At 67.8% G+C, this 21,055-nt stretch carries 20 protein-coding genes; 13 read left to right on the forward strand and 7 right to left on the reverse strand.

The window, feature by feature from the left end; all coding sequences use genetic code 11:
• Positions 1–39: 39 nt before the first annotated feature.
• Complete coding sequence (locus BJL86_RS13870; protein WP_067477212.1) at positions 40–627, reverse strand: TetR/AcrR family transcriptional regulator; 588 nt, start codon at positions 625–627, stop codon at positions 40–42.
• Positions 628–767: 140 nt separating this feature from the next.
• On the opposite strand from BJL86_RS13870, the gene BJL86_RS13875 reads away from it, so the two are divergent.
• Positions 768–2,357, forward strand: coding sequence for an MDR family MFS transporter (locus tag BJL86_RS13875; RefSeq protein ID WP_067477209.1), 1,590 nt, complete (start codon positions 768–770; stop codon positions 2,355–2,357).
• On the opposite strand, the gene BJL86_RS13880 is transcribed toward BJL86_RS13875, so the two are convergent.
• A complete protein-coding gene (locus BJL86_RS13880) occupies positions 2,354–3,769 on the reverse strand; it encodes a flavin monoamine oxidase family protein (protein WP_067477206.1) in 1,416 nt (471 codons plus the stop codon). The two genes, BJL86_RS13875 and BJL86_RS13880, sit on opposite strands and share 4 nt — an antisense overlap.
• Positions 3,759–4,040, reverse strand: a complete 282-nt coding sequence (locus BJL86_RS13885) for a hypothetical protein (protein ID WP_198034328.1) — start codon at positions 4,038–4,040, stop codon at positions 3,759–3,761. The genes BJL86_RS13880 and BJL86_RS13885 overlap by 11 nt, the downstream gene beginning before the upstream one ends.
• A 70-nt stretch (positions 4,041–4,110) precedes the next feature.
• Here BJL86_RS13885 and BJL86_RS13890 point away from each other — a divergent pair, with 70 nt between their 5' ends.
• The 8 genes from BJL86_RS13890 (at position 4,111) to BJL86_RS17440 (ending at position 14,000) form a co-directional block, all read left to right on the forward strand.
• On the forward strand, positions 4,111–6,432 hold the full coding sequence (locus BJL86_RS13890) for an AAA family ATPase (RefSeq protein WP_231887281.1): 2,322 nt from the start codon (positions 4,111–4,113) through the stop codon (positions 6,430–6,432).
• Positions 6,433–6,664: 232 nt separating this feature from the next.
• The gene (locus tag BJL86_RS13895) at positions 6,665–7,195 is read left to right on the forward strand and encodes a 2-isopropylmalate synthase (protein WP_082908676.1); all 531 of its coding nucleotides are present in this window, start codon (positions 6,665–6,667) and stop codon (positions 7,193–7,195) included.
• Between the two features lie 188 nt (positions 7,196–7,383).
• The gene (locus tag BJL86_RS13900; protein WP_083657650.1) at positions 7,384–10,470 is read left to right on the forward strand and encodes a Na+/H+ antiporter subunit A; all 3,087 of its coding nucleotides are present in this window, start codon (positions 7,384–7,386) and stop codon (positions 10,468–10,470) included.
• Positions 10,471–11,007: a Na(+)/H(+) antiporter subunit C gene (locus BJL86_RS13905; protein ID WP_067478173.1), complete on the forward strand. Its 537-nt coding sequence runs from the start codon at positions 10,471–10,473 to the stop codon at positions 11,005–11,007.
• A complete protein-coding gene (locus tag BJL86_RS13910; protein WP_075845039.1) occupies positions 11,008–12,672 on the forward strand; it encodes a Na+/H+ antiporter subunit D in 1,665 nt (554 codons plus the stop codon).
• The gene (locus BJL86_RS13915; RefSeq protein WP_067478170.1) at positions 12,672–13,292 is read left to right on the forward strand and encodes a Na+/H+ antiporter subunit E; all 621 of its coding nucleotides are present in this window, start codon (positions 12,672–12,674) and stop codon (positions 13,290–13,292) included. The genes BJL86_RS13910 and BJL86_RS13915 overlap by 1 nt, the downstream gene beginning before the upstream one ends.
• Before the next feature lie 5 nt (positions 13,293–13,297).
• Positions 13,298–13,681, forward strand: a complete 384-nt coding sequence (locus BJL86_RS13920; protein WP_067478167.1) for a monovalent cation/H+ antiporter complex subunit F — start codon at positions 13,298–13,300, stop codon at positions 13,679–13,681.
• Complete coding sequence (locus BJL86_RS17440; RefSeq protein ID WP_067478165.1) at positions 13,671–14,000, forward strand: cation:proton antiporter; 330 nt, start codon at positions 13,671–13,673, stop codon at positions 13,998–14,000. Before BJL86_RS13920 ends, BJL86_RS17440 begins: the two co-directional genes overlap by 11 nt.
• Before the next feature lie 91 nt (positions 14,001–14,091).
• Here BJL86_RS17440 and BJL86_RS17445 read toward each other — a convergent pair whose 3' ends face one another.
• The 3 genes from BJL86_RS17445 to BJL86_RS13940 form a co-directional block, all read right to left on the reverse strand.
• Complete coding sequence (locus BJL86_RS17445) at positions 14,092–14,469, reverse strand: hypothetical protein (protein WP_067478162.1); 378 nt, start codon at positions 14,467–14,469, stop codon at positions 14,092–14,094.
• A 116-nt stretch (positions 14,470–14,585) separates the two neighbouring features.
• Positions 14,586–15,470 (reverse strand): LytR C-terminal domain-containing protein, encoded by an 885-nt coding sequence (locus tag BJL86_RS13935; RefSeq protein WP_083657651.1) that lies wholly within the window; start codon positions 15,468–15,470, stop codon positions 14,586–14,588.
• 123 nt (positions 15,471–15,593) lie between these two features.
• Complete coding sequence (locus tag BJL86_RS13940; protein ID WP_067478665.1) at positions 15,594–15,887, reverse strand: DUF3263 domain-containing protein; 294 nt, start codon at positions 15,885–15,887, stop codon at positions 15,594–15,596.
• Positions 15,888–16,039: 152 nt separating this feature from the next.
• Here BJL86_RS13940 and BJL86_RS13945 point away from each other — a divergent pair, with 152 nt between their 5' ends.
• The 3 genes from BJL86_RS13945 to BJL86_RS17450 all read left to right on the forward strand — a co-directional run bounded on the left by BJL86_RS13945 (position 16,040) and on the right by BJL86_RS17450 (position 17,964).
• Complete coding sequence (locus BJL86_RS13945) at positions 16,040–16,663, forward strand: peptide deformylase (RefSeq protein ID WP_067478668.1); 624 nt, start codon at positions 16,040–16,042, stop codon at positions 16,661–16,663.
• Positions 16,656–17,711: a GNAT family N-acetyltransferase gene (locus BJL86_RS13950; protein ID WP_075845040.1), complete on the forward strand. Its 1,056-nt coding sequence runs from the start codon at positions 16,656–16,658 to the stop codon at positions 17,709–17,711. Before BJL86_RS13945 ends, BJL86_RS13950 begins: the two co-directional genes overlap by 8 nt.
• A 109-nt stretch (positions 17,712–17,820) precedes the next feature.
• Complete coding sequence (locus BJL86_RS17450) at positions 17,821–17,964, forward strand: hypothetical protein (RefSeq protein ID WP_197487678.1); 144 nt, start codon at positions 17,821–17,823, stop codon at positions 17,962–17,964.
• A gap of 281 nt (positions 17,965–18,245) precedes the next feature.
• Here the strand turns inward: BJL86_RS17450 and BJL86_RS13955 are convergent, their stop codons facing one another.
• Complete coding sequence (locus tag BJL86_RS13955) at positions 18,246–20,021, reverse strand: acyl-CoA dehydrogenase family protein (protein WP_067478683.1); 1,776 nt, start codon at positions 20,019–20,021, stop codon at positions 18,246–18,248.
• Between the two features lie 123 nt (positions 20,022–20,144).
• Between BJL86_RS13955 and BJL86_RS13960 the strand changes: the two genes are divergently transcribed.
• Positions 20,145–20,990, forward strand: a complete 846-nt coding sequence (locus BJL86_RS13960) for an exodeoxyribonuclease III (RefSeq protein ID WP_067478677.1) — start codon at positions 20,145–20,147, stop codon at positions 20,988–20,990.
• Positions 20,991–21,055 lie beyond the last annotated feature (65 nt).

The following is a 21,055-nucleotide window of genomic DNA, read 5'->3' on the forward strand; positions in this document are numbered from 1 at the left end:
CCCCCGAGCGCCGGCTTTCGCCTAAGACGTGCCGAGCGCTCAGACCGTGCTGTGCGCCGGCGTGACCAGCGGAAGCACGAGGGTGTCGACGATTTCCTCGAGCGTGTTCTGCGGCACCCTGTCGCGGGTGCTCATGATCTCGCTGCGGAGCACCGCGAACGGCGCCTTGCGCACCATCCGGGTCGCCTTCTCCGGGTCCACTTCCCCGCGCTCGATGGCTCGTTGGTACACCACCTCAAGCACGTCTGGCCCGTCGCCGAGCACATGCTTACGCAATTCGGCCGGGCTCTGACCCGTGGCCTCGTAGTACCCACTCAAATGCACGCGGATTCCGGTGAGCATGTGCTCCCGCGTCGCGTTCGACTGCTCGAGCAACGCGATGAGGTCCCCGCGAAAAGTACCGGTGTCGGGCACGTTGTGTGCGAAGAGCTTGAAGTGGTGGGCGATCGTGTCCCGCACGAGCTCGCCCTTGTCCGCCCAGCGCCTGTAGAGGACGGCACGCGAAGTCTGTGCTCTCGAGGCCACCGCCTCGAACGTGATCCCCGAGTAACCTGACTCACTCAGCTCCTGCCACGCGGCCTTGAACAGCGCATTCTCGAGGTCTTCCCCTCTCCGGCGAGTGGACATCACAGCTCCTTTAGGTACGTTTGCGTATCCAATTGAATGCGCCTAGTATCGGATTGTCAAGATACACAGTCGTATCTTAAATTTCACCTTAGAATTTTGCCGCCCGATCGGCGGCACACGATAAACGCACGAGGTAAATCATGTCTTCCACTCCGCCTGATGACGGCGTGCTCCTGGAGGAGGCCCCCGGCGATCCCGGCGCCGACTCCACCCCGCACGTCAACGTAGCCGCCGTATTCATCGGCCTCATGGCCACGATGCTGCTGGCCTCCCTCAACCAGACGATTCTCGCTACCGCCCTGCCCACCATCGTCGGCGAGCTCCACGGCGTCGATCAGATGACGTGGGTCATCACCGGCTTTATTCTCGCCTCCACCGTCGTCATGCCGATGTATGGCCGGTTGTCCGACCTCTTCGGTCGCCGTCCGGTGATCCTCACCGCGATCGGGCTGTTCATGGTGGGCTCCGTGGTCGGCGCGCTCGCCAATTCGATCGAGATCCTCATCGTCTCTCGCGTCATCCAGGGCCTCGGTGGCGGCGGTCTGATGATTCTGTCGCAGGCCGCGATCGCCGACGTCGTCCCCGCCCGCCAGCGCGGCAAATACATGGGCGCCATGGGCGCGGTATTCGCCGTGTCCTCGGTCGCCGGCCCGCTGCTCGGCGGCTGGTTCACGGAGGGCCCGGGCTGGCGCTGGGCCATGTGGTTCAACATCCCGATCGGCGTGCTCGCCATCGTGCTGGTGTCGATCTTCCTCAACATCCCGCACGTCAAGTCGAAGAACATGCCAAAACTCGACTACCTCGGCATGGCACTCGTCGCCGGCGCGACCACGACCCTCGTGCTCGTGTGCACGTGGGGCGGCACCCGGTACGACTGGACGTCGCCGACCATCATCGGCCTCATCATCGCCACCATCGTGCTCGCGGTCGCGTTCGTCCGCGCCGAGTCCCGCGCCGAGAGCCCGGTCATCCCGCTCGGCCTGTTCTCCGAGCGCAACTTCGTGCTGTGCGTGCTCGCCGCGATCTGCGTGGGCATGGTGATGTTCGGTTCGCTCGGCTACATGCCGACCTACATCCAGATGGTCACCGGCGTCTCGGCGACGATGGCCGGCCTGCTCATGACCCCGATGATGGGCAGCATGCTCATCTTCTCGATCGGCTCGGGCATCATCGTCTCCCGCACCGGACGCTACAAGTTCTTCCCGGTCGTGGGCACCGTGATCATGGCGCTCGGCATGTTCCTGCTGTCGAACCTCCACCCGGAGTCCCCGCGCTGGGAGCTCCTCGGCGGGCTCGCCGTGCTGGGCATGGGCGTCGGTCTCTCGATGCAGATCCTCACGCTCGTCGTGCAGAACACCTTCCCGGGCGCGATCGTCGGCACGGCCACGGCCTCGGTCAACTACTTCCGTCAGGTCGGCGCCACGGTGGGCTCCGCGCTCGTCGGCGCTGTGTTCGCATCGCGTCTGACGTCGCTGCTCGCAGATGCCATGGGCGGCCAGGCGCCCGCCGGTGGCGGCGACTCGCATTCGCTGACCCCCGAGATGGTCAACGGCCTTCCGGCCGGGGCCCGCGAGGCGATCGTCACCGCATACAACGACGCCCTGTTGCCGATCTTCCTGTGGATGGCACCGCTGGGCATCATCGCGGCGATCATCATGTCCTTCGTCAAGGAGCATGCGCTCAAGGAGACGGTGGAGAAGACCGTCGAGCCGGTGGGCGCGGACGCCTAGGAGCGCGCCGCCTCCCCGCCATCGACACCGCCGCCGGGGCGAATGATTTCCCCGGCGGCCCGCGCCCCGGATTCCAGCGCACCTTCGAAATAGCCCGTGAACTCACGGGCTATTTCCGTACCGGCCCAGTGCACGCGGCCGTGGGGCTCGGCGAACGAGGCATCGTGCGTGGTGATCGCGCCGGGCACGAGGTGCGCCGCATACCCGCCGCGCGCCCACTCTTCCTCGCGCCACACGCATTCGGTGTAATCGACGGGTTCGGCTGCGGCCTCACCGAAGATCGCCACGAGGTCGCCGATGACCTCCTCGCGCCGGTCCTGTGTGGACATTTCCGCCAGCCGCGTGGCGTGCTCGGCCTCGATGAGCGCGACGAGCACGCCCGCCCCCGCGTGGTCGCCGGCGCCCTCGCCGGCATCGAAGACGACTCCGATGGCGAGGTCCAGGCCGAGCGCGGAACCACTGAGACCGCCGCCACGCCAGAACGGCGCCTCGTACGCCACGTGCACCTTGATCACCTCGCCCATCATCTGCCGCCGCAGCAGATTCTGCCGCCGCGCCGGCAGTGCCGGCGAGAAGTCGATCTCGGCCACCAGCGGAGGCGGGACGGCGACGATCGCCCTGCGCGCGCGGAATTCGTCGGCACCCGCACCTCCGGCGCCGGTAAATACGGAGACCCCGGCGTCATCCTGGGTGATTCTGCGCACCGGCTGCCCGAGGCGCAGCGCGCCGGCAAGCTCCTCGCCGAGCGCCTCGGGCAGGCTCCACGCGCCACCGACGACGACATCCTGCTGGGCGCCGCCGGCGACGGCGACCATCGATTCGAGACCACCGCCCTGCCGCACGATTTCGAGAAAGTGCAGGTAGGACACTTCCGCTAATGGCGCGCACACGATCGCCGCGATCGCCACGCGCAGCAGCTCGCGTGCGGGAACCGAGCGCACGTGCCGCCGCAGCCAGCCTTCGACGGTGAGCGCGTCGAGTATCGCCGACCGCGTCGCCATGTGCGGCAGCGCCCCTTCGGGAAGGTTCTTGACGTCGGCGGCAATGCGCCTCTGCGCCAATGCGACCTCGGCGAGCGCCACCTTCGGCAGCGGCGGGAGCGCGCCCGCGTAGGACTTCGCCCGCCCGCCGCGGTGCAGCATCGCGTCCCCCTCGTCGAATTGCGGGGCGAGCTCGATGCCGCGTTCCTTGGCGGCGGCGCGGTAACGGTGGTGCTCGGCACCGATCCACTGACCGCCGTGGTCGATCCGCCGACCGACGATCTCGCCGGGCTTGCAGCGGCCGCCGACGCGGTCGCTCGCCTCGAGGACGAGGACCGTCTTGCCGGCGCGGCGCAGCTGGGTGGCGGCGCTCAGCCCCGCCAAGCCTGCGCCGACAACAATGACGTCTACATCTTTACCCTCAGAGCCCACCTTCGACCGCCTCCTTCGCGTCCACGAGGTTCGCACCCGTGCGCTCGCGGTACGCCTTGATCGCGCCTATCTTCTTCCCCTCGCCGAGCAGTCGCTTCTCCTCGTCGGCCAGCGGCGCACCCGTCGCGACGATCGTCGGGGCCGACGAACGCGTGGGCTCGATACCGAGCTTCTCGCACAACTGCGCGATCGTCTGCTCGTGCGCGGCCACCTGGGCCTCGAGTCGGTGAATCCTGCGTGCGCTGTCGTTGAAGCCGAACATGGTTCTCACCCTACGGAGAATTCGTCACCCCAGCCCGGCCCCGAGCGGCCCACCCCGCCGCTCCATTACGCTGAAACGTGTGACTGACTCCGCCGAGCTGACCCTGACCCTGCGCGTGCTCGCGTCGGCCTCCGACGCGCGGCGCGGCATCGTCCGCCTCCACCCCGAAGTCCTCACCGCCCTGGGGATGCGCCAGTGGGACGCGCTCGAGCTCGTCGGCGCACGCACCACCGCCGCTGTCGCCGCGGCCTCGCCGATGGATACCTCGCAGGCCCTGTGCATCGTCGACGAGGTCGTCGCCGCGAACTGCGGGCTCACCGACGACAGCCGCGTCGTGGTGCGTCCCGCCGAGGTCATCGGCGCCACCGAGGTCATCGTCGACGGCCCGCGCCTGGCCCAGGCCACGGTCACCGAGCGCGTGCTGCGCTCGGCGCTGCTCGGCAAGGTTGCCCGCGTCGGCGACTCGCTCACCCTCATGCCGCGCGACCTCGGCCCCTCCTTCCCCACAGGCGACACCACGCGCACCCTGTCGAACTACCTCGGCGCCGCGTGGTCCTCGCAGCTCATCACCGTCACCGCCACCGAGCCGGCCGGTTCCGTGTCCATCCGCCCATCGACCGCCGTGCGCTGGGTCTCCGATGCCGCGGCGCCGGCGGCGTCCCCGTCCCCCGCCGGTTCGAGCACGTCGCCCATGACGTCGGACGCCACATCCACCGGCCCCCGGTCCTCCCGGACCTCGTCGACGGGAAGCGCCACGCGGTCGCGGTCCGCGGCGGCCGCCTCTCCGTCCGCCTCGTCCACTGCGTCCTCCTCGATCGCGGACCTCGCGCGCACCGAGATCGAGCGCGTCGACCGCGACCGCCTCGTCGGGGTCGCCGAGCAGGCCGAGACGCTCGAGGGATGGCTACGCCTCGCCCTCGACAGGCCCGAACTCTTGCAGACTCTCGGGGCGGCGGCGCACCTCGGCGTCATGGTGACCGGTCCGGCGGGTGTCGGAAAGGCGACAGTCGTGCGAAGCGTCTGCGGAGACCGTCCGTGCGTGGCGCTCGACGGGCCGCTCACCGGTTCGCTGTCGGCCGAACAACGGCTCGAGGCCGTGCAGGCGCTAGCCGCGGAGGTGCGCTCCGGCGGCGGCGTACTGCTCATCAACGACGTGGACGCGTTGCTGCCGGCCACTCCGGAGCCCGTGGCCACGCTCATCCTCTCCGAGTTGCGCGATGTCGCCGCGGCCCCGGGCGCCGCTCTCGTGGTCACGGCCGTGACCGCCGAGTCCGCCGACTCCCGCCTGCGCGCGCCCGATCTCTGCGACCGCGTTCTCGACCTGCCGCTCCCCGACGCCTCCGCGCGCGAGGGCATCCTCGAATCGCTGCTCGCGGACGTCCCGCAGGGCGAGCTGGATTTCGAATCCATCGCCGCGCGCACCCCGGGCTACGTCGCCGGGGACCTGCGAGCGCTGTGCCGCGAGGCCGGGATGCGGGCCGCGGGCCGCGCCGGCGAAGACACCGACCCGCGCATCGAACAGGACGATCTCGACGGCGCGCTGCGCGTTATCCGACCGATGTCGCGGTCGGGCATGGAGGAGGTCTCGCTCGGCTCGATCACCCTCGACGACGTCGGCGATATGGTCGAGACCCGCCAGGCGCTCACAGAGTCCGTGCTGTGGCCGCTCCAGCACCCCGAGTCCTTCCAGCGCCTCGGCATCGAGCCGCCACGCGGGGTGCTGCTCTACGGTCCGCCGGGCTGCGGCAAGACCTTCCTCGTCCGCGCCCTCGCCGCGTCCGGGCAGCTCACGGCGCATATCGTCAAGGGCGCCGAGCTCATGGACAAGTGGGTCGGCTCCTCGGAGAAAGCGGTGCGCGAGCTGTTCCAGCGCGCCCGCGATTCGGCGCCGTCGCTCATCTTCCTCGACGAGGTCGACGCCCTCGCCCCGCGCCGCGGGCAGTCCTCGGACTCCGGTGTTGGCGACCGTGTCGTCGCGTCGCTGCTCACCGAACTCGACGGCGCAGAGCCGCTCACCAACGTCGCGGTACTCGGCGCCACCAACCGTCCCGAGCTCATCGACCCGGCGCTGCTGCGCCCCGGCCGCCTCGAGCGCCTGGTGTTCGTTCCGCCGCCGGACGCAGACGCGCGCGGGGACATCCTGCGCACCGCCGGACGCGACGTGCCGCTCGCCGAATCCGTCGACCTCGACGCGCTCGCCGCGGATCTCGACGGCTACTCGGCCGCCGATTGCGCCGCACTGCTGCGCGAGGCGGCGATGACGGCGATGCGCCGCGATCTCGACGCCGCCGAGGTCACCGGCTCCGACATCACCGCCGCACGCTCGTCGGTCCGCCCGTCGCTCGATCCCGCGCAGGTCGAGTCCCTGCGTACCTACGCCGATTCCCGGTCCGGGGACTAGCCGGACGACCGACTCCCCGGACCCTCACAGATCCCACAATGCGGAATGCCGCGTCCGAAAGTATTGCCTTCCATCCACACGAGGGCTAGTTTCGAACCATGCGCTTTTCCATCCTCCTCGTAGGCAGACGCAGCGAGGTCCAGCACTAGGACCGACACCTCGCTCGCGTCTCCTCGTCGTATGTCGGTCGAAGCCCCAAAGGCTCCCGCTCCACGAGGAAGACTTCAGATCGATGGAACAGTTCACCCGCACTTTCACCGCCGCCCAGGCGGAATCGCATTCCCCGGCGTCATCGCGCACCACCACCGAACGTCGCATACACCCCTACACCAGGCGTTTCGAGCGCCCGCTGCCGCCGGCATTTGCCGCGGAATCGGCGGGCATGACCTGGCGCACCTTCTGCTCCACCTACGCCCCGGAGAACGGTCCGCTGCGGCTGCGCGACTGGAACGACCGCGCGCTCGGCCGCGGCGAGCACCACTTCGAGGCGATCTTCAGCACCACCTGCTCCGACGCTTCCGCGGTCCGTGCGCAGGCCACCGCCTCCGGCGCGATCGCCGCATGCAGCGAAATGCTGCACGGCCTGGGCTACGGCATCGAGATCGAGCGTTTCCACCAGCACCACCGCGGATCCACGTGGGCGACGATGCTCTATTGCACCACCGGCGGCAACCCCGAGGGTGCTTGGGCGATCGGCCTCGGCGAAAACAGTGCCGAAGCGTCCGTGAAGGCGATGCTGTCGGCGGTCGCGCGGCTGTACTGAACGCGCACGGGAACCATGCAGGGAACCGTGCATGGAGCAAAACTCCTAGTCAGTTTTATTTAGCGTGCTCAGGCTAAGTTTTCGGGTTGATTATCGCACCTTCCGGGCGCAGGCGGATAACGTCGTTTCGCTATACTGACGGAGGTTTCATTTCGTCAGCAATCGAAACTTCGTTCGGAGGGCAGAAGGTGCTTTATGTTCTTGGGTCCCTCTTCATTGCTTCGTTTCTAGCGGTTCCGCTCACGCGCTTTCTGGGCCGCAAAGCGTTTCCGATCATCGCGCTCGTGCCCGCGGCCGGCGCGGTCTGGGTGCTCACGCAATGGGGAACAGAACCCGAGGTGAGCTACAACTGGGTCGAATCCCTGTCGCTCACACTCACGCTGCGCATGGATGCCCTGTCGATGCTCATGGCGCTCATCGCGCTCGGTGTCGGCGCGCTCGTGTTGTTCTACTGCACCTTCTATTTTTCCGACGACGAACCGCGCCTGCACCTCTTCGCCGGCCAGCTCACGGCGTTCGCGTTCGTCATGTTCGGCCTCGTCGTGTCCGACGACATGCTGGTCATGTACATCTTCTGGGAACTGACCTCGGTCCTGTCGTTCCTGCTCGTCGGCCACTACGCCGAGCGCGCGACCTCCCGCCGCGCCGCGACGCAGGCACTGCTCGTCACCACGCTCGGCGGTTTGGCCATGCTGGTCGGCGTCGTCATCCTCGGCGAAACGGTCGGCTCATATCTCCTCAGTGACGTCGTGGCAGCCGAACCCTCCGGGACGGCCGTGCGCGTCGCGCTCCTTCTCGTCATCCTCGGCGCGGTCACCAAATCGGCCATCGCACCCTTCCACTTCTGGCTTCCCGGCGCCATGGCCGCACCCACGCCGGTCTCCGCCTACCTGCATTCGGCGGCGATGGTCAAGGCGGGCATCTTCCTCGTCGCGCGCCTGTCGCCTGGGCTCTCGGGGTCGCCGACGTGGCAGATCGTCCTCATCGGCCTCGGCACCGTCACCCTGCTCATGGCGGGCTGGCGCAGCCTGCGCGAGTACGACCTCAAGCTGATCCTCGCGTTCGGCACCGTCTCCCAGCTCGGTTTCCTCATGATTCTCGTGGGCATCGGCTCCCGCGACACCATGCTCGCCGGCCTCACGATGCTCGTCGCGCATTCGCTGTTCAAGTCGGCGCTATTCATGTCGGTCGGCATCATCGACCACGAGACCGGCACCCGCGACATCCGCCACCTGTCCGGTCTCGGCCGCCGTTGGCCCGCGTTCTCGACCTTCTTCGTGCTCGCCGCCGCCTCGATGGCGGGCCTGCCGCCGTTCGTCGGCTTCGTCGGCAAGGAGGCCGCGTTCGCCACGGTGCTCTCCGACCCCCGCCTGCACGGCATGCCGGGACCGGTCATCACCGGTGTCCTCGTCATCGGCTCCGTGCTCACCTTCGCCTACTCGGCTCGCCTGGTCATGGGCGCGCTGCGCAGCAAGGCAAACCACAGCTTCGGCCGCTCCCCTGCGGTGTCCTCGGCGCACACACCGTCGCTCGGATTCCTCTCGGTGCCGGCGATCCTCGCGCTCGGCGGGCTCGCCTTCGGCCTGTACTCGGCGCCGCTGGAGGCGCTGTTCGAGCAGTTCGTCGACGTCGCATTCCCGCCCGGCTCGCAGTGGACCTCGGACCACCCGTACCACCTCGGGCTGTGGCACGGGTTCACCCTCCCGCTGCTCTTCACCGCCGTGGTGTACCTGCTCGGCGTTGTTCTCTACGTCACCCAGCGGACCGTCGAGCGCCTCCAGTTCAACAAGCCGGCGCTCGGTAACGCCGACCGCATCTACGACGAGGTCCTCCGCCTCGGCGACAAGGCCTCGCTGCGGCTCACCGCGTTCATCCAGCGCGGTTCGCTGCCGCTCAACATCATCATCATCATGACGACGTTCGTCGTGTTCCCCATGCTGGCGCTGCTCATCGGCACCCGCGAGGGGCTGAGGGTCGAGCTCGCTGCGGCGCCGGTGATCTACGCGCTCATCATCCCCGTCACGATCGCCGTGCTCGCCGCATGCGTGCTGCACAACCGCCTCGCCGCGGTCGTGTGCGTTTCCGTCACCGGCTTCGCGGTCGGCGCGATCTTCGCCTTCCACGGCGCCCCGGACCTCGCCGTCACGCAGGTGCTCGTCGAGACGCTCATGATGGTCGTGTTCGTGCTCGTGCTGCGCACGCTCCCGCCGAACATGGCGAAGATGAGCGGATTCATCCGCACCCGCGCCTGGGTCGCGATCGGCGTCGGCGTCACGGTCATGATCATCGGTGCATACGCCTCCAACGCGCGCGTGGCTGACCCGATCGGGCTACGCTTCCCGGAGATCGCCTACCTCCTCGGAGACGGTAAGAACGCGGTCAACGTCACCCTCGTCGACATCCGCGCGTGGGACACGCTCGGCGAGATCACGGTGCTCATCGTCGCCGCGACCGGCGTCGCCTCGCTCGTGTTCCGTATCGGCCGCTACGGCTCGGGCCCACGCCTCGCGGACGCCGCGAAGACCCGGTCCGGGCGCCGCGCGCTCGGCGCCGCCCGCAAGCACGGCACCGACCACCTCGGCGGCTTCCTTCGCGGGGCGTCGGTGCGCGATCCGGAGGCGCGCTCGCTCGTGCTCGAGGCCACCACCCGCGTGGTGTTCCCGACGATGATGGTGCTCTCACTGTTCTTCTTCTTCGCTGGACACAACAACCCCGGCGGCGGCTTCGCCGGTGGCCTCGTCGCCGGCCTCGCGCTGCTGCTGCGCTACCTCGCCGGCGGCCGCTACGAGCTCGGCGAGACGATCCCGTTCGACGCGGGCCGGCTCCTCGGAGCGGGGCTGATGATCTCGGCGGGCGCCGCAGCCGTGTCGATCTTCTTCGGCGCGCCGCCGCTGAGTTCGGCCGTGTTCGAGACGACGCTGCCGGTGTTCGGGGACGTGAAGTTCCACAGCGCGCTCATCTTCGACGTGGGCATCTACCTCGTGGTCGTCGGGCTCGTGCTCGACATCCTGCGCTCGCTCGGTGCTCGCCTCGAACTCGATGCCCGGGACGTCACCGAGCTGCGCGAGCGCCTGTCCCGGCGCCGCATGTCGAAGTCCGGTTCGCTGCCGCTCGGCCGCTTCTCGCTGCTCGACGACGACAAGAACGCCGTCTCCCAGAAGGCGCCGCCTGTCCACCTGCACGAAATGCCGGTCGCCGCGGAGAACCCGTCGGGTCCGACGTCATCGGGCAACGAAACGACCGGCAACGACGCAGGACAGAAGGGAGACCGGTAGATGACTGCAGATTTCGGCATTCTCCTACTGTGCGGCGTGTTGTCCGCCGGAGGCGTCTTCCTTATCCTCGACCGCACGCTGCTGCGCGTGATTCTCGGGTTGATGTTGCTGAGCAACGGCATCAACCTGCTACTCATCGCGATGGGCGGACCTCCCGGCAATCCGCCGATCCTCGGTCGCGGCAACATCGAGGGGGCCGGCGACGTCGACACGGTCGTGCAAGCGCTGATCCTCACGGCGATCGTGATCACCGCCGGAGTCGTCGCGTTCCTGCTCACGCTGATGTACCGCTCGTACCAGTTCACCACCGACGACGAGGTCGAGGACGACCCCGAGGACACCAAGGTCGCCTCGCGCTCGCCGAAGGACATGTCCTCGGCGCCCGACCGCGACCGCTCGGACGACCCGCTCACCGGTGAACCGACCGAACTTGGCGATCAGCTCGAGTACTCCGACTCGATCGACGACTTCGACGCGCAGGCCAAACGCGAGGCGAAGGAAGCCGAAGAGGACAAGAACGAGGGAGGCACGAAGTAGATGACGCTCTCCCCCGATCTCTTCCCGATCCTGATCCCGGCGATGTTCCTCGCGCCGCTTCTCGCGGCGGCACTGTGCCTCATCGTCTCGCGGCGCAGCACGCTGCAGAACACGATCACGCTGCTCACGCTGACGCTCACGACGGTGATGGCGTTCGGCCTGCTCATGCTCGCCGACACCTACGACGTCGGCGTCGTACAGGTCGGAGGCTGGGAATCGCCGTTCGGCATCTCGCTGGTGGTCGACAGGCTGTCGGCATTCATGCTGCTCGTCTCGCAGCTCGTGCTGCTGTCGGTGATCATCTATGCCGTCGGCCAGGGCATCCGCGACGGCAGCAAGGAACAGCCGGTCTCGATCTTCCTGCCGACCTATCTGGTGCTCGCGGCGGGCCTCAACAACGCCTTCATCGCCGGCGACATCTTCAACCTGTACGTCGGCTTCGAGATCCTGCTGGCCGCCTCGTACGTGCTGCTCACGCTCGGCGCGTCCCAGGCGCGCGTGCGCGCCGGCGTCTCGTACACGGTCGTGTCGATGGTGTCGTCGATGATCTTCCTCGTCGCCATCGCACTCACCTACGCCGCGGTCGGCACGCTCAACATCGCCGATATCGGCATGCGCATGGGCGATGTGGGTGACGGCGTGCGCAACGCGATCTTCGCCGTGTTCCTCGTCGCGTTCGGCATCAAGGCCGCGATCTTCCCTCTGTCCTCGTGGCTGCCGGACTCCTACCCCACCGCGCCCGCGCCCGTCACCGCGGTGTTCGCCGGCCTGCTCACCAAGGTCGGCGTGTACGCGATCATCCGCATCCACTCGGTCGTCTTCCCAGGCGGCACGATGGACGCCGTGCTCATGGTCGCCTCGCTGCTCACGATGCTCGTGGGCATTCTCGGCGCCATCGCCCAGTCGGACATCAAACGTATTTTGTCGTTCACGCTGGTCAGCCACATCGGTTACATGACGTTCGGCGTGGCACTGTCCTCGGAGCTGGGACTGTCGGCGGCAATCTACTACGTCGCGCACCACATTCTCGTGCAGACCTCGATGTTCCTCATCGTCGGGCTCATCGAGCGGCAGGCGGGCAGCTCGTCCCTGCGCACCCTCGGGTCACTGGCCATGGCCAGCCCCTTCCTCGCGGTGATGTTCCTCGTGCCCGCGCTGAACCTCGGCGGAATTCCGCCGTTCACCGGGTTCATCGGCAAGCTCGCCGTCATCCAGGCAGGGGCGCAGGATGGTTCCGTGCTCGCCTGGACGCTTATCGCCGGCTCGGTGATCACCTCGCTGCTCACGCTCTATGTCATGGTGCGCGTGTGGTCCAAGGCGTTCTGGCGGCCCAGCGCCGATTCGCCCGAAGGCGCGGTCGACGCGTTCCCGGTATCGCTGCTTCCGGCGAAGGACCGTGTCGAGCAGGAAGAGCGCGAATCGCCCGGCCGCATGCCGTTCACGATGGTCGCGCCGACCATCGGGCTCATCGGCGTCTCGCTGGTGATGACGTTCGCCGCCGGACCGCTGCTCGACGTCACCGACCGCGCGGCGCAGAGCCTTCGCAGCACCGACTACGTCGACGCCGTCGGCCCCGATGCCTCCGAGGCCGGGCGCGACACCACGCGCGGCAGCAATGCCGTCGACGCCGAACGTCCCGCCGACAGGGCCGAGGCAGGCCGGTAATGCGCGACTTCAAAGGACTCGGACTACGCGTGGCGACAGGCTGCTGGCTGGCGTTCGCGTGGGTACTGCTGTGGGGCGACCCGACGAGCCTCGGCACATGGGTCGCCGGGTTCGGTATCGCACTTATCGTGATGGTCGTGTTCCCGCTTCCCCGGCGCAAGGTGATCGGCACGCTTCACCTGTTCGACGCCATCCGGCTGGTGCTCTACGTGCTCGGCCAGGTGACGATCTCCTCGGTCGAGGTGGCGTGGGTGTCGCTGAGCCCATGGCGCAAGCCCACCGCCGCGCTTCTCGTCGCGCCGATGCGCCTCGAATCGGACTTCGTTCTCTCGCTCGCGGTCAATACGCTCAACATCATCCCCGGCGGCATCGTCGTGCGCATCGACGAGCGAAACCGGCAGGTCATCATGCACGTCTTCGAGGCCGGTTCGCAGAAAGACGTCGAGAAGTTCTACAAGTCGATTGCCGCGATCGAGTGGCGGTACGTACGCGCCTTCGAGCCGCGCGAGAACCTACAGCACCTCGAACAGGCCCGGCGGACGACTCCCGTGGCCCCGGCGATCAAGGACGAGTGGCTCGTGGACGGTGCCGAATTCGAAACCAACTCGGAGGTGCGGTAGCGACCATGGAAACGTTCGAACTGGTAGTGCTCTACATTTGCGCCGGCGTGCTCAGTGTGTCGCTGTTGCTCACCATGTTCCGCATGGCGATCGGCCCGAACAGTATCGACAGGGTGATGAGTCTCGACACGATCTCGGCGACCGCGCAGTGCGGCGTCGCTCTGTACATCGCGTGGACCCTCGACACCACGCCGATCCCGGTGGTGCTCGTACTCGCGCTCATCGGCTTCCTCGGCTCGGTATCCGTCGCGCGTTTCCGGGTTCCGGACAGCAACGTCGTGCCCGTCGGTCACAGCGCCGTCGAGACCGGCTCGGCCGCGGGGCAGGCCGCCGCCCACTCCATGCCGAGCGCGACGAAGAAGTCAGAGGGGGAAAAGAATGGTCAGTGACATTTTCTCGGTCATCGGCGTGCTGCTGATCCTCTTCGGCTGCATCCTCACCCTCGCCGCCGGCGTCGGGCTCGTCCGGTTCAAGGACTCGCTCACGCGCATGCACCCGGCGGCGAAGCCGCAGGTGCTCGGCCTCGTCGCCGTGCTCGCGGGCGCCGCGCTGCGCCTGCAGAAGCCGCTGGAGGTGGGTGTGTTCCTACTCGCGGGGCTCTTCGCGATCATCACCGCACCGGTCGTGGCCAACCGCGTCTCCAACGTCGCCTACCACGAATCAGGACAGGTACGCCGGGATAAGTCCGATCCCCTCGAGGACGCCTGAGCCTGAGCGCTGCGCTCCAGGACGCTCTCGGCCACGAAAAAGCCGGGGAGCCTGCGAGAATTTCTCGCGGACTCCCCGGCTTGTTGGTTCGCTACTGTGCGGCAGGAACCTGGGCCTGCTGCCCACCGGCCGCGCCGGGCACCGCGCCCTGCGCGCCTTCCTGCCCCGGCACCTGCTGCTGCATGCCGCCCATCGGCTGCTCGGCTCCCTCTGCCCCGGCGCCCTCGGCGCCCGGCTGCTCGGTGACCGTGACGGTAACCGGGGACTCGTCCGACTCCGCCTCGCCGTGGCCTTCCTCGCCATGGGCGTCCTCGGCCGGAGCGGGCTCCGAGTACGACGGCAACGTGTACTCGCCCGTGTTCTCGGACGGCTTCTCGTTCGGTGGGTGGCAGGCGGCCAGGGCCGCGGCCAGCACGAGTGCGGGCGCGGCGATTGCCACGCGGGTGGAAGTCGAAAAACGCGAAGCCATGAGGCGCTCCTGGTAGGTCTCTTACAGTGGGCTTACGGCCATCTTATCGGCCGAGCCCCCGCGGCACGGAACTGGGCACAGTAGCGCCCCCTGCGGATCGGGGTGGCCGGAGGAGCCTAGCGGCCCTGCATGTCCTGGGTGACGATGACGATGATGCCCGGAGTCGCCCCGCCGAGCCCCTCGAAGCGCGGCCGCGCCTCGATACCGAGCTCGCCGGCGATCCGCTCGGCCTCGGCCCGTTCGCCTTCGCCCTCGCCGTAATACACTCCCGAGGTCGGAACGTTGCCCTCGGAGTAGTTGCCGACCTCCTGCACGTCGGCACCGCTACCGCGCAGGGTGCCGGCGACGTCGTCGGCGAGACCGGAGATCGTCGAGTTGTTGTAGACGCGGACCGGGACCTCGCCGGCGCCGGCGCTGTTACCGTCGGCGGAGTCCGCGCCGTTCTCGCCCGCCGCGGCACCGTCCTGCCCATTCTGAGCCCCGTCCGCAGGCGCCTCGGCGCCTGCGCCGCCTTGCTGGCCGGACCCGCCGGGCTGCTGTCCGTCGCTGCCGCCGGGCGCGGACCCCTCGGCGGAATCGGCACCTCCGGCGTCAGACGGCGATTCGACCACGGATTGGGTGGCGGGTTCGGCCGCCTCGTCGTCGTCCGAGCCGGTGAAGAGCTGGACGAGGCCGATCGCGATGGCGATGACCACGAGGGTGAGCAGCACCATCGCTATCGCCCGGTAGGGGACGCCGCTGGCGAGCTCGTCGGCGTCCTCCGACGGCTCGACCGAGGGATCGCCGGCGGGAGTGTCCCAGCCGGCCGCGTCCTCGGGGCCGTAGGTGCCCTCGGTGGGGCGATTGGGCTGGTAGCCGTCGTAGGCGTCGTATCCCGGGCCCTCGCTGCGCGCGTGGTGGCCGGCGTACTCGTTCGGGTCGCCGTAGTTGTTCGGGTCGCCGTACTCGTTCGGGTCATGGCCCCGCGGATCGAACTCGCCTGGGTAACGAGGGTCGCTCATCGTGTCCTCTCTCGTTCCTTCGCACATGGTGGTCGGCCATGTGGCAGCTGGCCGATAGATACGCCACGGACGGAACGGCGCGGGGGCGGCGAGCTGACTTCAAACACCTACCCGAACACTAAGCTAATCGAACCGCATTCCGGTGGAGCGTCCCGCGCGTGCCTTCTGCCTCGAGTCCCTGAGCCTGCGCAAACGCTTGACGAGCAGCGGATCGTGTTCCAGCGCCGCCGAAGAATCGAGGAGGGTGTTGAGGAGCTGGAAGTAGCGCGTGGCGTTCATATCGAACTTCGCGCGGATCGCCTCGTCCTTCGACCCGGCGAAGCGCCACCACTGTCGCTCGAAGTCGAGCATCGCGATGTCCCGCTCGGACAACTCCGCCGCGCCCTGCTCTGCGCGCTGCTGTGTGGGTGCGCTCATCGAGCCTCCTAAGCCATCGAAGCGACATCTGATATCCCACCAAGTTACACGCTTGTAAGTACCCGGGGAAAGTCCTCAGCGTGCCCGAATGCGGGTTTGCGGTCGGTGCTCGGGTGGCATGAACCCCGGGCGGGCGGGGTAAAGTTTCGCCCATGTCGATACGCCCGATCGTGATTGCCGGTGAGCCCGTTCTCCACTCGCCCATCCCGCCGACCACCGCGTCGGTGGCGGACCTGGCCGAGCTGCTCACGGACATGTTCGACACGCTCGCCGCCTCCAACGGGGTGGGCCTGGCCGCGAACCAGATCGGCGTCGCCCAGCGCGTCTTCGTCTACGACTGCCCCGACATGGACACCGCCGACGGTTCGGTGCTGTCCAAGGCGGAGCTCGACGCGCGCGGCTTCATCAACCGGTCCGGCGCCGTCATCAATCCGGTGCTGGAAACCTCCGAGATCCCGGAGACCATGCCGGACCCGGATAACGATTACGAGGGCTGCCTGTCGGTGCCGGGCGAGAATTTCCCGACCGGGCGCGCGTGGTGGGCGCGGGTCACGGGGATCGACGAGAACGGCGAGGAGGTCTCGGTCGAGGGGTACGGCTTTTTCGCGCGCTGCCTGCAGCACGAGGTCGGCCACCTCGACGGCTTGCTGTACACGGACGTGCTCGTCGGGCGCCACAAGAAGGCCGCCAAGCGCGCGATTCGCGACAATGGTTGGGGCGTACCCGGCCTGAGCTGGGACCCGGCGACCGACCCCGACCCGTTCGCGAATGACTGAGCACTCCCGCTGGAATGCCGGGCGCGAGCTGCGCGTCGGCGCGCGCGTGATGGTCCGCCGGCACCTTCAGGGCGGCGAGACCTCCCACCTGTACACCGATGTGCTCGGCGAGGTCGTGGGGCTCGAACCGCTGCGGGTGCAACCCAAGTCGGGGTCCGGCGCCGAGGTGACGATCGCATCCGAGGACATCGCGGTGCTCAAGGTTCTTCCGCCGCGACCGGTACTCGTGCGCGATATCCGGGCGCTGACCTGGGCTGCCGCCCGCGGCTGGCCGGGCACGGAGACCGAGATCGTCGGCGGCTGGATGTGCCGCGCCGGGGACTCGTGGTCCTACCGCCACGGCGCCGCGGTGCCCGTGCAACCGTGGGCCGTCGACACCGACCTCCGCGAGGTCGCCGCGTGGTACGCCGCGCGCGAACTGCCCGCGTGGGTCGAGCTGCCGCGCCGCCTCGTGGCCGCGGATCAGCTGCTCGTGGACGGTTCGCGTCTGACGTCGGACGCCGCCTCCGCGATGGAGGCCGCCGGATCCGGCGAACTCGAGGTGCGCACGGCGGCGCTCGATGCGCTCGTGCCGGCGGAGGCTGCTGCGGGCGGTGGCTCCTCTGCTACTACGGGCGCTCTCCCGCCGGGCGCGAGGATCGAGCTCACCGATTCCCCATCCGACGGATTCCTCGCCGCCTATCACGGCACGGCGATGCACAGTCGCGAACGTGTGGCGCCGACGCTCGCCGCGCACACCGACGGCGTGCGCTTCGCGCACCTACTCATCGACGGCGAGCTCGCCGCGATCGCGCGCGGCAGCCTGTCCGCAGCGGACTCCGGACCGGCCACGCTCGGGATTTCTTGTGTGGAGACTACGCCGGCTTTCCGCCGCCGCGGGCTGGCGAAGGATGTCGTCATCGCGCTCGCCGAATGGGCGCGGGGCCAGGGCGCCTTGTCTGCGCACCTGCACGTGTTCCGCCGCAACTCCGCCGGACTCGCGCTCTGGTCCGAGCTCGGTTTCGCCCCGCACCACCGCACGTTGCACGCGCCGATACCGCCGGGCTGAGGTTCTTCGCGTTGTCGCTGTGCCGTGGGTGCGCCGCGACCATTGACATCGGGGCTACGCTTTAACCATCAGCGCAGGTCGAGCTGAACGAACACAGCGGAGGCGAATCATGACCGCCGGAGAAAAAGACCACGTACCCACACCGGACCCAGACGACGAGGCCGCGGTCAAGGTCAAACACGATCACGATGACGACATGGCCGATGAGTGGGGCCGGGAATCCTTCCCCGCCTCGGACCCGCCGGAGTACTGAGCGCTCGCCGCCATCGCGGTGACGGCGGCGTCCACGCTTCTCGAAACGACGAAACCCCTGCCGGGGCAGAATTTACTGCACCCGGCAGGGGGTTCGTTGCGCAAAGGTTCGCCCGTTTTCGGAGCCCGTACACGTCTGGACGCCAGTTCGTACCGATAGACGCCCGTACACGCCCGAAAAAACTGGCGTCTATCGGTCGAAAGTGGCGTCCAGTCGACGACACTGTCGAGAGATCGCTCCCGACTTGGCGGCCGGCAGCGTGGCCGCCGCACCAAATTCCGCTAGTACGCGATCGCGGCGTCGTCCATCAGGATGTCGGTCGAGGCCAGCGCGAAGTCGAAGTTCGGCTCCGCCTGCGGAAGCAGCCACTCGAAGAAGAACTTAGCGAGCGAGACGTGCTTGGCTGCGACCTCGGCGTCGGCGTCCGAGGACTCCAGGCCAGCCTTCGCGGCGAGCAACCAGAAGTGCGCGAACGACAGGTACCCGAGAGCGCGGAGGACCGGGGTCGCTGCGGCGAGAACGCGAACGTCATTCTCTCCGGCCTGCGAGAAGGACTCCATCACGGACTTTTCGAGACGATCGGCGTAGCCGACCAGGGTCTCGCCGTAGGAGGTGAAGCCCTCGGGAGCGGAGGAACCGTTGTCCCGGACCAGCGCGAGGAACGACTTGAGGCGCTCGCCGCCGTCCCCGGCGATCTTGCGGCCGATGAGGTCGAGCGCCTGCACGCCGTTGGTGCCCTCGTAGATCGGCAGGATGCGGGCATCGCGCAGGTAGAGCTCCGCACCCGTCTCGTGGATGTAGCCCATGCCGCCGTGGATCTGGACGCCCAGGGAAGCGACGTCAACGGCGACGTCAGTACCAAAGCCCTTACCGATCGGAGTGAGGAGCTCGACGAAGCCCTCGGCCTTCGCGCGGTCCTCCTCGGAGGTGTTGGGGCCGTGCGCGATGTCGTACTGGAGGGTGATCCAGTGCATGAGCATGCGGTAGCCGCCGACCCACGCCTTCTGCTCGAGGAGCATGCGGCGCACATCCGGCTGCAGGATGATCGGATCCGAGCCCTTCGGGCGGTCGCCGCGCACGGACTTCGGCGCCTTGGACTGGATGCGCTCGCGGGAGTAGTCGAGCGCGAGCTGGGAGGACGCATCCGCGATGGACAGGCCCTGCATGGCGGTGCCGATGCGGGCGTGGTTCATCATCACGAACATCGCGGGCAGGCCGCGGTTCTCCTCGCCGACGAGCCAGCCGCGGGCGTTCTCGAAACGGATCTGGCAGGTCGGCGAGCCGTGGATACCCATCTTGTGCTCGATGCCATCGCAGTGGACGCCGTTGTTCTCGCCGACGGAGCCGTCGTCCGCGACCTCGTTACGAGGAACGACGAACAGCGAGATGCCGCGCGTGCCCTCGGGAGCGCCCGGGGTGCGGGCGAGCACGAGGTGGATGATGTTGTCCGTGAAATCGTGCTGTCCGGCGGAGATGAAGATCTTGTTGCCCGAGATGGAGTACGAGCCGTCGTCGTTCGGCTGAGCCTTCGTGGTGAGCAGGCCGAGGTCGGTGCCGGCCTGCGGCTCGGTGAGGCACATCGTGCCCGTCCACTCGCCCGAGACCATCTTCGGAACGAACTTCTCCTTGAGCTCGTCCGAGCCGACGCTGGAAAGCGCCTTGATCGCGCCGTTGGTCAGGCCCGAGTACATCGACCACGCGGACGAGGCGGCGGCGCTCGCCTCGTTGGCGGCGTTCGACAGCGTGTAGGGCATACCGCCGCCACCGAACTCCTCATCGTGGCCGATGGTGTTCCAACCGGCCTCGGTGAACTCTTCCCACGCCTTCTTGTAACCGGCGGGCGTGGTGACCTCGCCGTCCGCCCACTTCGCACCTTCGAGGTCGGCCTCGAGGTTGATCGGTGCGACGGCCTGTTCCATGAACTCGCCGTAACCCTGCAGCACGGAATCGAACGTATCCTGATCGATCTCGACGCCGGCTGCCTGCAGTTGGTTCACGGCATCGAGGACGTTGTGGACGGAGAATTTGATGTCTTTGAAGGGAACCTTGTAGCTCATACCGTCGAGTGTATCCCCATTCGCGGCGCACGAAGCGAACACCTTACCGGCGAGTACACCCGACATTACCTGCAGTTATTTAATGTTCGACATTAATCTTCGGCGCGGCGATACACTTCCGACATGTCTTCTCACAGCTCGCAGGCCCAGGACGCTCCCCGCTCCCCGCTCACTCTCGCGACGTGGAACGTCAATTCGATTCGCGCTCGCGCCGACCGGGTCATCGACTGGATCGGTCGCTCGGATGTGGACGTGCTCGCGATGCAGGAAACCAAGTGCAAGGACTCGCAGTTCCCGTACGAGCGGTTCGCCGAGATCGGCTACGAGGTCGCCCATTTCGGCCTCTCGCAGTGGAACGGCGTCGCCATTGCCTCACGCGTCGGTCTCGAGGATGTACAGACGGGTTTCCCCGGCATGCCGGGCTTTGCGAAGGATCCCGAGGCCGAGCAGGCAGGCGAGGCGCGCGCGATCTCGGCGCTCGCCGGCGGGATACGCGTGTGGAGCCTGTACGTGCCCAATGGCCGCGAGCTCACCGACCGCCACTACGGCTATAAGCTCGACTGGCTCGCTGCCCTGCGCACCTATGCCGAAAAGCAGGTCACCGATGACGCCGGAGCGCAGATCGCGCTGGTCGGCGACTGGAATGTGGCTCCCTTGGACGAAGATGTCTGGGACATGGAGTTCTTCGAGGGGAAGACGCATGTCTCGCAGCCCGAACGCGATGCCTTCACCGCGTTCGCGGACGCCGGTTACAAAGAAATCACCCGGGGTTTCACTCCCGGTCCCGGGGTGTACACCTACTGGGACTACACACAACTGAGGTTCCCGAAAAAGCAGGGCATGCGCATCGATTTCCAGGTGTGCTCTCCCGCCCTGGCGGATCGGGCTACCGAGGCCTCCATCGACAGGGAGGAACGAAAGGGCAAGGGCGCGTCCGATCATGCGCCGGTTATCGCCCGTTTCGCCTAGCGCGGAGGGCGGCGTCGCCGTTGGGGGAAAGAAGGTCCGGCGTCATACACGGGTGTGCGCCGGAA

The sequence above is a fragment of the Dietzia timorensis genome (assembly GCF_001659785.1).
GTDB classification, from domain to species: Bacteria; Actinomycetota; Actinomycetes; order Mycobacteriales; family Mycobacteriaceae; genus Dietzia; species Dietzia timorensis.